The following is a 12,066-nucleotide window of genomic DNA, read 5'->3' as shown; positions in this document are numbered from 1 at the left end:
GCGCTTCCTGGTACAGACCTCTTAGAGAACCACCCTCCGTGGGCATGTCAACGAGAGCGGGAGGGTGCTGGACCGTACCAATTCACGGCGTCGAACCCCCTGCCGGGCTTCCGTCCCCGTAAAGGACTGGACCAGCTCGGCGAGATTTTGCTTCGCCTTGACTCGACGTCAAGGCGAGCGCGGTCCCAACTCGCTTGTGGTGGGCGCGAGTTGAGCGCACTGCGGCCCGTGTTCCGGTGGTGGCCGACGGGGCGGCGCGGAGGGGCCCGCGGCGCGCGGGGTGTCGGCGCAGGCGCACCATCCGGCGCGCGCGAAACGCGAGTTGTGGCGTCCGCTCCCGCGGGTCCGGCGCGCACACCTCCGGTCGTTCACGCGCTGGCCTGCGGGTATTCATCGTCCGTCGGGGGCGATTGTGTGTGGCGTCACAGAGAATCCTCAGATTACTCGGGCATGCTTCCCGGCAACCGAGCGAGGGGAGCGAAGGATGGCGAAGCGCGTACGGCTGGGCCGCACACATCTGCGGGCACTGCTCGCCGTGGGCGCCCTGTTCTCGTGCCTCGCGCTCGCGGACAGGAACGAACTGCCCCACGCCGTCACGCCGACCGTGCGGTCAGGGCCGCCCGCCGAGTCGGCACGGGTCGGCGCCCTCTTCCGGGGCGGTCTTGAAGGGCGCCATTTCTGCACCGCGTCCGTGGTGCACAGCAAGGGCCGCGACCTCATCGTCACCGCGGGCCACTGCCTCGGCGACGGCAAGGGCGTCACCTTCGCCCCCGGCTACCACGACGGCAAGGCCCCCTACGGCCTGTGGACGATCGACCGCGTCTACGCCGACGACCACTGGACGCACGACGGGGACGAGGACCACGACCTCGCCTTCGCCGTCCTCGAACCCAGGAACGGCCGGCACGTCGAGGACGTGACCGGGGCCAACACCCTGGACACCACGGCGGGCACCGAGCGCCGCGTCACGGTCACCGGCTACCCCGACGAGGAGGACGCCCCGCGCACCTGCACCAGCACCGCGAACCGCTTCCGCGCGGAGCAGCAGCGCATCGGCTGCCCCGGCTTCACCAGCGGCACCAGCGGCAGTCCGTGGGTCACCGCCGACGGCCACCTGATCGGCGTCCTCGGTGGCTACCACGACGGCGGCGACACCCCCGACGTGTCGTACAGCGTGATCCTCGACAGGGAGGTGGCCGCCCTCTACGCCAAGGCGGCACACGGCTGACAAGGGCTACTTGGCGGCGTCGAGCGCGGCCTGCCACGCGGGGCTGGTCACGTAGTGGTTGTCGTACCGCTCGGAGGAGTTCTTGATCTCCTCGAAGCCCGCCTCGCCGCGCATCACGCGGCCCAGCAGGCGCAGGTAGTCGAAGCGGGGCATGCCCGGACCGAAGACGAAGAGCACGTCGGCCTCCCGGTCCGGGGCCGCGGCGAAGGCGTGCGGGGTGTGCGGCGGCACCAGCAGGAAGTCGCCCTTCTCGAGGACCTTCACCTCCTCGCCGACCAGGACCTGGAGCGCGCCGTCCACCACGAAGAACAGCTCGGACGCCTTGGTGTGGAAGTGTGCGGGGGCGCCGACCGCGCCCTTGGCGAAGGTCGAGCGGTAGCTGGTGAGCGCGCTGCCGTCGGTGCCGTAGTCGGCCAGCAGGGTCATCACGCTGCTGGGGTCCGCGGTGGTCTCCGCGGTGGCGGCGCGGGTGAGGACGGCCTTCGGTGCGGTCTGCGCGTTCATGCTGCTTCCTGCCTCTGAGCTGCGGCTTCGGGCTTCTCCGTTGCCTTGTGAGAATGACTCTACGGCGCAGAAAGACCTCGCATGAGGTGCATTTATCGGTCGGAATCATGGGTCAATTCGGCGCCCGCCCTGCCCGCCCGGGACGTCCGGGATGAGGGAGGGGCTGCCGTCCTGATAGCGTCACCGACGTCCACGCCAATGGTCCAGACCATTTGGGCGTGATGGCTCCGTCCCCTGCTTTAAGGGGGGAGGGGACGGAGCCGCAGCTCGTGCCGGATTCGTGATCAGTTGGTCCGCCTCTGGCGTCGTGCGAAGCGGCCGCACTGTGCCATTGGCCCACCCAGAGGTGCCTGGCTTGAGCCGCATGGCTTCTTGATGGTCTGATGGGTCTGTCGATGGCGCCCCGGACTCCGTGGCGCCTTCTTTGTGTCCGGGTTGCCGAGAGGGGCGGGAAGCAGTGCTGAAGAGGGTGTTCGTGGCTCCGGATCCGGGGCGGCTGCGGCTGCGCAGCGCCACCCGGGCGGTCATCGGCATTTCGTCCGCCGTGGCCGTGTGCGGTCTGGTGGGGCACTCCCTCAGCGCGGCCGTCGTCGGCGGACTCGCGGCGCTGCTCGCGCTCTTCACCGTGCTCGACCCGACCGTGCGCGGCCAGGCGGTGACGACCGCGCTGCTTCCGGTCGTCGGGCTGCCCGTCCTCGCCGTGGCCGCGGCGCTGCACGACTACCCCCTGACCAGGGACCTGACGTTCCTCGCCGTGGTCGGGGCCGGTGTCTACGCACGGCGCTGGGGGCCCCGCGGGCACTCCCTCGGGGTGTTCGCCTTCATGACCTTCTTCGCCGCCCAGTTCCTGCACACCGTGCCGGGCCAGCTGCCCGAGCTGGCCATGGCCGTGCTGCTCTCACTCTGCGTCTCGTCGACCGTGCGGTTCGGCCTGTGGTGCTACGAGCGCGGCCGCCCCGTGGCCGCCGCGCCCGCGTTGCCGCAGGGACGAGGTCTCGGCCGGGTCACCACGCGGCAGGCCGTGCAGGCCGCGGCGGGGGCGGCGTTCGCGCTCGGGGTGGGGCAGCTGCTGTCCGACCAGCGGTGGTACTGGGCGGTGGGCGCGACGTGGTGGGTGTTCGTGAACACCGTGTCGCGCGGCGAGACGCTGGTGCGGGGCTTCCGCCGGGTGCTCGGCACCGTCCTCGGCATCGTGGTGGGCTTCGCCGTCGCGCTCCCCGTGCAGGGCGCGGCGGTGCCGACCGCCCTGGTCGTGGCGGTGAGCGTCTTCGGGATCTTCTACACCGCGGCCGTCTCGTACAGCTGGATGATGTTCTTCGTGACCGCGATGGCCTCCATGCTCTACGGGCTGCTCGGAGTCCTGGACGCCTCGCTCCTGGGCCTGCGCGTCGCGGAGACCGCGGTCGGCGCGCTCGGAGCGGCGCTCGCGGTGCTGATCGTCCTGCCGGTCACCACGCACGCGGTCACCGACGAGTGGATCCGCCGCGCCCTGCGGTGCGTGCACGCCTGCACGGCCGAGGCCGCCGCACGTCTCGCCGGTACCCCGGGCGCGGATCCCGAGCCCCACGTCGCCGAACTGGAGACGCTGCTGGCCCGCGTGCGCCTGGCCGTCTCACCGCTGGTGCACCCGCTGCACCGGGGCCGCGAGCGCAAGGCGCGGGCGCACGGGGTGCTCGCGCTGCTCGACGACTGCGCGAGGGAAGTGCGTTCCCTCGCCGAGATCGCGGCGGATCCGGACGCCTCGCACGACGCCCGGCTCGCGGCCGCCTGCTGGCGGGTGGAAGCGGCGGTGGAAGCGCTGACGACCCCGCGCGGCGCCCGGCAGGAGCGTGAGCCCCAGGCATCGGTTCCGCACGCCGTCGGCCACCCGGCCCTCGCGCACCTGAACGGCTTGGAGCGGGCGCTCGAAGCGATGGCCGGGCACACGAAACCGGAGGAAGCGGCGTATCTGGGCGGTGCCAGGTAGTCGTCGGCGAGGTAACCGTCGTGCCTGGCCTGGCCTGGCCCGGTGTGGGCGGTGTGCGGTGTCCGTTCCGGCGTGGCCGTTGTGCCTGGCCCGGTGTGGGCGGTGTGCGGTGTCCGTTCCGGCGTGAGCGTTGTGCCTGGCCCGGGGTGAGCGGCGTGCCGTGCCCGTGTCGGCGTGGGCGTCGTGCCTGGCCCGGTGTGACCGGCGCGCCCGGCCGACCCGGGCCGCCACCTTCGAGTCCCCGCCACCGCCGCCGACTTGGTCTAGACCGGCTGCTAGCGTCGGCCGCACGAGCGGCGCCAACGGATGTGCCGCTCCGGTCGAGAGGGGACATCAGTGGTCGTCGGCAAGCACGCCGCGCGCGCGTACATCGGATCCTTCACCGCGGCGGGAGGGCGCGGCGTCAGCACCGCGGCCCTCGACGCGGACACCGGCGCGCTGACCGTCCTGAGCAGCACGGACGAGGTCGCCGACCCGTCGTACCTCGTGCTCTCGCCCACCGGGGACACCTTGTACGCGGTCAGTGAGACGGCCGACGGCGCGGTCGCCGCCTACCGGCTCGACGGCGCGGACCCGCGGCTCACCGGAGCGCCCGTCCCCGTCGGCTCCGCGCCCACCCATCTCACGCTGCACGCGGGCCACCTGCTCGCCGCCAACTACGGCTCGGGCAGCGTCGCCGCCGTCCCCCTGCGCGCGGACGGAACCCTCGGCGCCGCCCCGTCGAGCGTCCTCGCGCACACCGGCTCGGGGCCGCACCCCCAGCGCCAGCAGGCGCCGCACGCCCACCAGGTGCGCGTGGACCCCAGCGGCCGCTGGGCGCTCAGCGTCGACCTCGGCACCGACTCGGTGCGGGTCTGCGCGCTCGACGCGGAGAAGGGGGAGCTCACCCTGCACCGGGAGGTCGCGCTGCGTCCGGGGTCGGGCCCCCGGCACCTCGCCTTCCACCCGGACGGCGACCGTGCGTACGTCCTGAACGAGCTCACGCCGACCGTCACCGTCTGCGCCTGGGACGCCGTCGGCGGCACGATCGAGCCGCTCGGCGAGGCCGCCGTCCTGACGGAGGTCCCGGACGGCGACGCCTTCCCCTCGGCGATCGTCGTCGCCCCCGACGGGCGCTTCCTGTGGACCGCCACGCGCGGTACGGACGTCATCTCCGTGTTCGCGCTCGACGGCCCCGGCGGTGCGCCGCGGCTCACGACGACCGTGCCGTGCGGCGGCCACTGGCCGCGTGACCTGGCCGTCGACCCCACGGGCCGGTTCCTCTACGCCGCCAACGAGCGCTCCGGCGACGTCACCTGGTTCGCGGTCGACGGGACGACCGGCGTGCCGGTCAGGACCGGGTCCGTCGCCGCGCCCGCCGCCTCCTGCGTGGTCTTCGGCTGAGCCGCGGCAAGTACGACGACGGGCCCGCCCCCACATCGGGGCGGGCCCGTCGTCGTACCTGCTCCGCGCGGAAGCTCAGTGCACCGGCGCGCCCGAGGGCTGCTGCGGGGTGATGCCGAGCGTCGTCGTGTACTTGGCGAGCGCCAGCTTGCCGATCGCCGGGTAGGAGCCGAGCGGCTCGGCGACGGAGCAGCCCGCCTCCTTCGCGGCGGCGTCGAGCAGAGCGGAGTCCAGCTCGGGGCCGATCAGGTACGGGGCGAGCGCCAGCTGCGCCGAGCCTGAGCCGCGCAGCTGCTCGGCGGTCGCCGCGATGGCGCCCTCCTCGTCGAGCGCGGCGGCCATCACCGGCACCGCGAGGCGCGCGGCGAGCAGCATGCCGGTGATCCCGGCGGCCTGCACGGCCTCGTCGCCGCCCACGGTGGCGAGCACGATGCCGTCCGCGGCGGTCGCCACCGTGAACAGCCGGGCACGGTCGGCGCGGGCCAGACCGGCCTCCGAGAGGCGCACGTGCAGCGCCTCGGCGAGCAGCGGGTGCGGGCCGAGGACGTCGGTCAGCTCGGCGGCGACGCGGCTCTCCATGACGGCCTGCCGGATGCGCCGCATCAGCGCGCTGTCGGGGCCCGCGAGCAGCGGCACGACGACGGCGACGGGGCCTTCGGGCTCGGCCACCTCGGCGCCGGCGGCGCGCGCCCGCTCGACGCGGGCGGTGCGCTCGGTGGCCGCGTGCGCGAGCACGGACGTGAGCGAGGGGAACTCGGGGAAGGAGGTGACGGTGGCGTCCTCCTCACCGTCGACGTAACCGATGCGGGCGTCGAGGCCGGGCAGCTCGGAGCGGGCGATGCTCACGACTTCCTCGGCGAGGCCGCGCGTGGTGGTGCTGGGGGCGCCCGGCACGGCCAGGACCAGTGCGGGCGCGCCCTCAGGAGCCGCGACGGGCTCCGGACGGCGGTGCCGGCCCGGCTGGCGGGGGCGCGGCATTCGTACGGGCAGGCCTGATGCGGGCCCAGTGGGGGAGCTCATGCGGCCGCATGCTACTGGTTTGCGGGTCCTCGCTGTTCGGGGAGGGTGCAGGTGGGCGGTATAAGTCCGTTTTTGTCTGATGAATTACGTAGAGGTCAACTGTCGGCTTCACCGTGGACGGTGAGCATGCGCGGATCGCGCGGAAGTCGCAGCCGGTCCGCGCCGATATCAGCGGCAATGCGCAGCGCGCCGTCCAGCGGGTCGCCCGCCGCCGTCACCTGGACGGCGCGCGGCAGTCGCTCCGTCAGTTCCTCGCGCAGCGGCCCGGTGAGCGGCTCACCCAGCTTGAACAGGCCGCCCGTCAGGGCCACTTCGCAGGTGTCGCCCGCCGGGCAGACGGCGGCCGCGGCCTGCGCGATGTGCCGCGCGGCGTCCCGCAGGATGCCCTCGGCCACCGGGTCGTCGGCCGCGCAGGCGGCCACGTGCGGCGCGAACGAGGCGAGCACGGCGGGCCGGTCGGTGCGCGGATAGAGCTGTCCCGGCAGCCCGGTCACCGGGCCGAACAGGTCCTCGGCGCGGACGAGCAGTGCCTTCGAGCCGCCGTCCCTGCCGTCGTGCGCGCGCATCACCGCCTCCAGGCCCGCGCGGCCGATCCAGGCGCCGCCGCCGCAGTCCCCGAGCAGATGTCCCCAGCCGTCGGCCCGGCGCCAGGCCGTGAGGTCCGTGCCGATCGCGATCAGGCCCGTGCCCGCGGCGACGACCGCGCCCGGACGGTCGCCGACTGCTCCCGCGTACGCGGTCACGGCGTCCGCGGCGAGTGCCACCCGGCGTACGCCCAGGGCCTCTTCGAGTGCGGACGGCAGCTGGGCCCGCAGGTCGTCGCCCAGGGTCGCGAGCCCTGCCGCGCCGATCGCGACGGCCGTGATCCGCCCGCCGCCCACCCTCGCGAGCAACTCCCGTGCCATCGGCAGGAGTTGCGCAATGAAGTGCTCGGCGTCGATGCCCCGCTCGCCCGTGCGCACCGGCTCCGCCGAGCGCACGGGCGCGGGAGCGCGCATCCCTTCCGGGGGGCCGAGCGCGGCCCGCAGCCCGGAGCCGCCCGAGTCGACGCCCAGGACCAGGGCGTCGGCCGGTACCTCCGCCGCGGGCCTCACGGCACGCGCCAGTCCACCGGCTGCGCGCCCTGCTGGACCAGCAGATCGTTGGCCCGGCTGAAGGGGCGCGAGCCGAAGAAGCCCCGGTCAGCCGACATCGGCGAGGGGTGCGAGGACTCGACGGACGGCAACTGCCCGAGCAGCGGCCGCAGATTGCGGGCGTCGCGGCCCCACAGGATCGACACCAGTGGCTTGCCGCGCGCGGCGAGTGCCCGGATCGCCTGCTCGGTGACCTCCTCCCAGCCCTTGCCGCGGTGCGCGGCGGGCTTGCGCGGCGCCGTGGTCAGCGCCCTGTTGAGCAGCAGCACGCCCTGCCGCGTCCAGGGCGTGAGGTCGCCGTTCGACGGCTGGGGCAGGCCCAGGTCGGTGTTCATCTCGCGGTAGATGTTGATGAGGCTGCCGGGCAGCGGCCGCACTTCGGGCGCGACCGAGAACGACAGCCCCACCGCGTGACCGGGCGTGGGATAGGGGTCCTGGCCGACGATCAGGACGCGGACGTCGTCGAAGGGCTGCTGGAAGGCGCGCAGGACGTTCGGTCCCGCCGGGAGATAGGTGCGTCCGGCGGCGATCTCCGCGCGCAGGAAGTCGCCCATCGCGGCGATCCGATCGGCCACCGGTTCCAGGGCCTTGGCCCAGCCGGGTTCGACGATTTCATGCAAGGGTCGTGGTGCCACGGCGTCACCCTACTGCCGTAACGCCCCCGCCGATCAACCGATGGCCGCGGCCCGCACGCAGAGCACGTCCGGCAGGTGCGAGGCCAGTTGCCGCCAGCTGTCGCCGTCGTCCGCCGACGCGTACACCTCGCCGTTGCGATTGCCGAAGTAGATGCCCGCCGGGTCGCTGTCGTCGCTGCACATGGCGTCGCGCAGCACGGTGCCGTAGTGGTCCTCCTGGGGCAGGCCCGCGCTCAGCGGCTCCCAGGTCTTGCCCGCGTCGGCCGTGCGGTAGACCCGGCACCGGTGGTCGGCGGGGACCCGGTCGCTGTCCGCGGTGATCGGGAAGACGTACGCCGTGCCACCGCGGTGCGGGTGGGCGACCGCGGCGAAGCCGAAGTCGGAGGGCAGTCCCTCCCCGATGTCCGTCCAGTTGGCGCCCGCGTCGTCGCTTCGGTAGACGCCCCAGTGGTTCTGCAGGTACAGCCGGTCGGGGTCGGCCGCGTCCCGCGCGACCTTGTGCACGCACTGGCCGAACTCGGGGTCGGTCTCGGGCAGGAACACCGCGGAGACGCCGTGGTTCGACGGGGCCCAGCTCTCGCCGCCGTCCACGGTGCGGAACAATCCGGCGGTGGACACCGCGACCGTCACCGCGCGGGCGTCGCGGGCGTCCGTGAGCACCGTGTGCAGCCCCTCGCCGCCGCCTCCTGGCACCCATTTGGAGCGGGTGGGATGCTCCCAGAGTGGTCGTACGAGGCTGAAACTCTCGCCCCGGTCCTCCGAGCGGTACAGCGCGGCCGGTTCCGTGCCCGCGTACACCACGTCCGGTTCGGCGGCCGCGGGGTGCAGCTGCCAGACGCGCTCCAGCGAGGCCCCGGTGTCCTTGGGGAACTTGACCGCGGGCTTGGACGGCTCGGTCCAGGTGGCGCCGAGGTCGTCGGAGTGGAAGACCGACGGGCCCCAGTGCGCGCTGTCACCGCCGACGAGCAGGCGCGGGGTCGAGCCGCGGGTGTCGATCGCCACGGAATAGACGGCTTGCGCGTTGAAGTAGGGGCTGTCGTCGAACTCCCAGGCGCCACCGCGCCTGCGGCCGATGAAGAGGCCCTTGCGAGTACCTACGGTCAGGATGACGTCGGACATGCCGACCACCTCCGGGACGTCGTTGTCTCAGGTACCGGCCAGTCTGCACCCCGGCACTGACAGTCACCCCTGGAGCGGGTGTCCGCGCAGGTCAGAGCCGTGTCCCGGGTCCGGCGGCTACTCCCGCGACAGCTCGTCAGCCACCTGCGAGACCGTCGCGGGCCCCACCCGGCAGCAGCCGCCGACCAGCCGCGCCCCCGACGCCCGCCACCCCGCGACCCGGCCCGCCGTGAAGCTCACGGGGCCCCGCCACGCGCGGGCCGCCGCGTCCCAGTGCTCCCCGCTGTTGGGGTAGACGACCACGGGCTTGCCGGTGATCCGCGCGGCGAGCGCCACCGCCGTGTCCGCGTCACGCGGATCGCAGCAGTTCACACCGACGGCGATGACCTCGTCGGCGTCGGCGGCGAGCGCGAAGGCCTCCGTGAGCGGTTGCCCCGCGCGCGTGAACCCGCCCGCGACGCTGTACGACAGCCAGGCGGGCACCCCGAGCCCGCGCACCGCCCGCAGCAGAGCCCGCGCCTCGTCGGTGTCGGGGACCGTCTCCAGGGCGAGGACGTCGGGCGCCGCCCCGGCGAGGGTCTCCAGGCGCGGCCGGTGGAAACGTTCGAGCTCGTCCACGCCGAGGCCGTACCGCCCCCGGTACTCGGAGCCGTCCGCGAGCATCGCGCCGTACGGGCCCGCCGACGCGGCCACCCAGACGTCCCGTCCGGCGTCGGCACCGGCGCGGCGCGCCAGCTCCACGCTCAGGCGCAGGAGTTCCGTGGTGCGGGCCGCGTCGATGCCGCGCCGCGCGAACCCCTCGTACGTCGCCTGGTAGCTCGCGGTGATCGCGACGTCGGCGCCTGCCGCGTAGTACGTGCGGTGCGCCGTCTCGATGGTCTCGGGGGCGTCGGCGAGCAGCCGCGCGGACCACAGCGCGTCGCCCAGGTCGTGCCCGGCGGCCTCCAGCTGGTGGGAGAGGCCGCCGTCGAGCACGACGGGGCGGCGCGCGAGGGCGTCCGTGAGGGTCACCTTGTCGGCTTTCACGCCGTCGACGCTAGCCGAGGCGCGGCCAGCGGGAAGTGGCAGGCGACCTGGTGTCCCGCGCCGAGCGGGGTGCTGACCGGCGGCTCGGTGGTGGCGCACACGTCCTGAGCGACGGGGCAGCGGGTGCGGAAGCGGCAGCCCGAGGGCGGGCCGGCCGCCGACGGCGTCTCACCCTCCAGCGGGGTGCGCTCCGTGCCGGACGCTGCCTCGGGGTCGGGCAGGTTCACCGTGTCGAGCAGTCCCCGGGTATAGGGGTGCAGCGGCTGGGCGTACACCTGCTCGGCGGGTCCCGACTCGACCAGCTTGCCCAGGTACATCACGCCGACGGTGTCCGCCAGGTGACGCACCACCGCCAGGTCGTGCGAGATGAACAGATAGGTCAGGCCGCGCTCGCGTTGCAGGTCGCGCATCAGGTTGAGGATCTGCGCCTGCACGGACACGTCGAGCGCGGAGACCGGCTCGTCGGCCACCACCAGATCGGGGGAGAGCGTCAACACGCGAGCCAGCCCCAGGCGTTGGCGCTGGCCGCCGGAGAACTCGTGCGGGTAGCGGTGCACGGCGCCGCGCGGCAGGCCGACGGCGTCGAGGAGTTCGCCGACCAGCTCCTCCTGGTGGGCGCGGTCGCCGACGCCCTGGATGACGAGCGGCTCGCGCAGGATCTCGCCGACCCGCATGCGCGGATCCATCGCGGCCGTGGAGTCCTGGAACATCAGCTGGACGCGGCGCCGGTGCGCGCGGCGCTCCGAGCGCGAAAGGCCCGAGGGGTCGCGTCCCTCGAAGCGCACGGCGCCACCGGTCGGCTCCTCCAGGCCCGCCACGACGCGCCCCAGCGTCGTCTTGCCGCAGCCGGACTCGCCGACCATGCCGAACGTCTCGCCCCTGCGGATCTCCAGGGACACCCCGCCGACCGCGCTGACCGTGCCGCGACGGCGCGAGAAGGGGCCGCCCTTGAGGGGGAACTCCTTCACAAGGCCGTCGAGTTCGAGGAGGACGTCGCCGGGTGCCGTCAACGGCGGGGCGGGCGGCGGCATCACCACCTCGTCCTCCGATACGACCTCGTCCGGCACCGGATGGAAACAGGCGAACCGGTGTCCCGCGCCCCGCACTTCGTCGTCCGCGAGCAGCGGTTCCTCGGTGCGGCACGTGTCCGTGGCGAAGGTGCAGCGCGGCGCGAAGCGGCAACCGGTGGGCCGTACCGAGAGGTTCGGCGGCAGGCCGGGGATGGTGTGCAGTTCCGTGCCGCGCCCCGCCGCGCGCTCGGGCAGCGCCGCGAAGAGCGCCTCGGTGTAGCGGTGCCGGGGGCGCGCGAACAGGTCCTGCACGTCGGACTGTTCGGCGACCTTGCCCGCGTACATCACCGCGACCCGGTCCACGCGGTTGGCGATCACCCCGAGGTCGTGGGTGACCAGGATCATCGCCATGCCCAGGCGCTCGCGCAGATCGTCGACGAGCTCCAGGATCTGGTGCTGCGTCGTCACGTCGAGCGCCGTGGTCGGTTCGTCGGCGATGAGCAGCTTCGGCTCGCAGACCAGGGCCATCGCGATGGCCACGCGCTGGCGCATGCCGCCGGACAGCTGGTGCGGGTAGGCCTTCATGCGCTCGGCGGGCTGTGGCATGCCGACCAGGCGCAGCATCTCCTGGGCGCGCGCCCAGGCCTCCTTCTTCGTGATGCCCTCGCGGTGCAGGAGCAGCGGCTCCGCCACCTGCGCGCCGATCGTCATCGTCGGGTTGAGCGAGGTCAGCGGGTCCTGGAAGACCATGCCGATGGTGTTGCCCCGGACGTCCTGGAGGACGGGCGCGGGGGCGGCGGCCAGGTCCTGCCCCTCGAACAGCACGCGGCCGCCGGTGACGCGGCCGCCCGGCGGCAGCAGGCCGAGGACGCTGAGCGCGGTCATGGTCTTGCCGCAGCCGGACTCCCCGACGATGCCGAGGGCCTCGCCGGGGGCCAGGCGCAGGCTGACGCCGTCGAGGGCGTGCACGGTGCGTTCGCGCGAGGCGATGTCGACGCGCAGGTCGTCGATCGTGAGCAGGGGCTCGGTCATCACGGTCATT

Annotated in this window: 10 protein-coding genes; 3 read left to right on the top strand and 7 right to left on the bottom strand. The window is 73.7% G+C overall.

The features are described 5' to 3' along the window. The first annotated feature begins 484 nt into the window (after window positions 1-484). The gene (locus KY5_RS04855) at window positions 485-1,228 is read left to right on the top strand and encodes a trypsin-like serine peptidase (RefSeq protein WP_098241027.1); all 744 of its coding nucleotides are present in this window, start codon (window positions 485-487) and stop codon (window positions 1,226-1,228) included. A 6-nt stretch (window positions 1,229-1,234) separates the two neighbouring features. Here the strand turns inward: KY5_RS04855 and KY5_RS04850 are convergent, their stop codons facing one another. Further along, window positions 1,235-1,732: a cupin domain-containing protein gene (locus KY5_RS04850; protein ID WP_098241026.1), complete on the bottom strand. Its 498-nt coding sequence runs from the start codon at window positions 1,730-1,732 to the stop codon at window positions 1,235-1,237. Window positions 1,733-2,189: 457 nt separating this feature from the next. On the opposite strand from KY5_RS04850, the gene KY5_RS04845 reads away from it, so the two are divergent. Together KY5_RS04845 and KY5_RS04840 are read left to right on the top strand one after the other, a co-directional pair. Next, the gene (locus KY5_RS04845; protein WP_098241025.1) at window positions 2,190-3,698 is read left to right on the top strand and encodes an FUSC family protein; all 1,509 of its coding nucleotides are present in this window, start codon (window positions 2,190-2,192) and stop codon (window positions 3,696-3,698) included. A 336-nt stretch (window positions 3,699-4,034) separates the two neighbouring features. Further along, window positions 4,035-5,081 carry a lactonase family protein gene (locus KY5_RS04840; RefSeq protein WP_234362613.1) on the top strand — a complete coding sequence of 349 codons (1,047 nt, stop codon included), beginning with the start codon at window positions 4,035-4,037 and terminating at the stop codon, window positions 5,079-5,081. A 75-nt stretch (window positions 5,082-5,156) separates the two neighbouring features. On the opposite strand, the gene KY5_RS04835 is transcribed toward KY5_RS04840, so the two are convergent. The 6 genes from KY5_RS04835 to KY5_RS04810 form a co-directional block, all read right to left on the bottom strand. After that, window positions 5,157-6,101, bottom strand: coding sequence for a sirohydrochlorin chelatase (locus tag KY5_RS04835; protein WP_098241023.1), 945 nt, complete (start codon window positions 6,099-6,101; stop codon window positions 5,157-5,159). Window positions 6,102-6,196: 95 nt separating this feature from the next. Continuing rightward, entirely contained in the window at window positions 6,197-7,195 is a 999-nt protein-coding gene (locus KY5_RS04830; protein ID WP_098241022.1) for an N-acetylglucosamine kinase, read from the bottom strand. Next, window positions 7,192-7,869, bottom strand: coding sequence for a uracil-DNA glycosylase (locus KY5_RS04825; protein WP_098241021.1), 678 nt, complete (start codon window positions 7,867-7,869; stop codon window positions 7,192-7,194). The genes KY5_RS04830 and KY5_RS04825 overlap by 4 nt, the downstream gene beginning before the upstream one ends. A gap of 33 nt (window positions 7,870-7,902) precedes the next feature. Beyond that, window positions 7,903-8,988 carry a WD40/YVTN/BNR-like repeat-containing protein gene (locus tag KY5_RS04820; protein ID WP_199842935.1) on the bottom strand — a complete coding sequence of 362 codons (1,086 nt, stop codon included), beginning with the start codon at window positions 8,986-8,988 and terminating at the stop codon, window positions 7,903-7,905. A 117-nt stretch (window positions 8,989-9,105) separates the two neighbouring features. Further along, window positions 9,106-10,014 carry a homocysteine S-methyltransferase gene (mmuM, locus tag KY5_RS04815; RefSeq protein WP_098241019.1) on the bottom strand — a complete coding sequence of 303 codons (909 nt, stop codon included), beginning with the start codon at window positions 10,012-10,014 and terminating at the stop codon, window positions 9,106-9,108. Continuing rightward, window positions 10,011-12,056, bottom strand: coding sequence for an ABC transporter ATP-binding protein (locus KY5_RS04810; protein ID WP_098247063.1), 2,046 nt, complete (start codon window positions 12,054-12,056; stop codon window positions 10,011-10,013). The genes mmuM and KY5_RS04810 overlap by 4 nt, the downstream gene beginning before the upstream one ends. Window positions 12,057-12,066: the final 10 nt, after the last annotated feature.

This window comes from Streptomyces formicae (assembly GCF_002556545.1).
In the GTDB taxonomy this organism is placed as follows: domain Bacteria; phylum Actinomycetota; class Actinomycetes; order Streptomycetales; family Streptomycetaceae; genus Streptomyces; species Streptomyces formicae_A.
Note: the sequence above shows the minus strand (reverse complement) of the source record. Positions and strands in the feature narration are given on the sequence as shown.

Bases quoted from the DNA above. Each gene is read 5' to 3' on its own strand.
- KY5_RS04855 (WP_098241027.1), top strand. From the start codon at position 485: ATGGCGAAGCGCGTACGGCTGGGCCGCACACATCTGCGGGCACTGCTC.
- KY5_RS04850 (WP_098241026.1), bottom strand. From the start codon at position 1,732: ATGAACGCGCAGACCGCACCGAAGGCCGTCCTCACCCGCGCCGCCACC.
- KY5_RS04835 (WP_098241023.1), bottom strand. From the start codon at position 6,101: ATGAGCTCCCCCACTGGGCCCGCATCAGGCCTGCCCGTACGAATGCCG.
- KY5_RS04820 (WP_199842935.1), bottom strand. From the start codon at position 8,988: ATGTCCGACGTCATCCTGACCGTAGGTACTCGCAAGGGCCTCTTCATC.
- KY5_RS04810 (WP_098247063.1), bottom strand. From the start codon at position 12,056: ATGACCGAGCCCCTGCTCACGATCGACGACCTGCGCGTCGACATCGCC.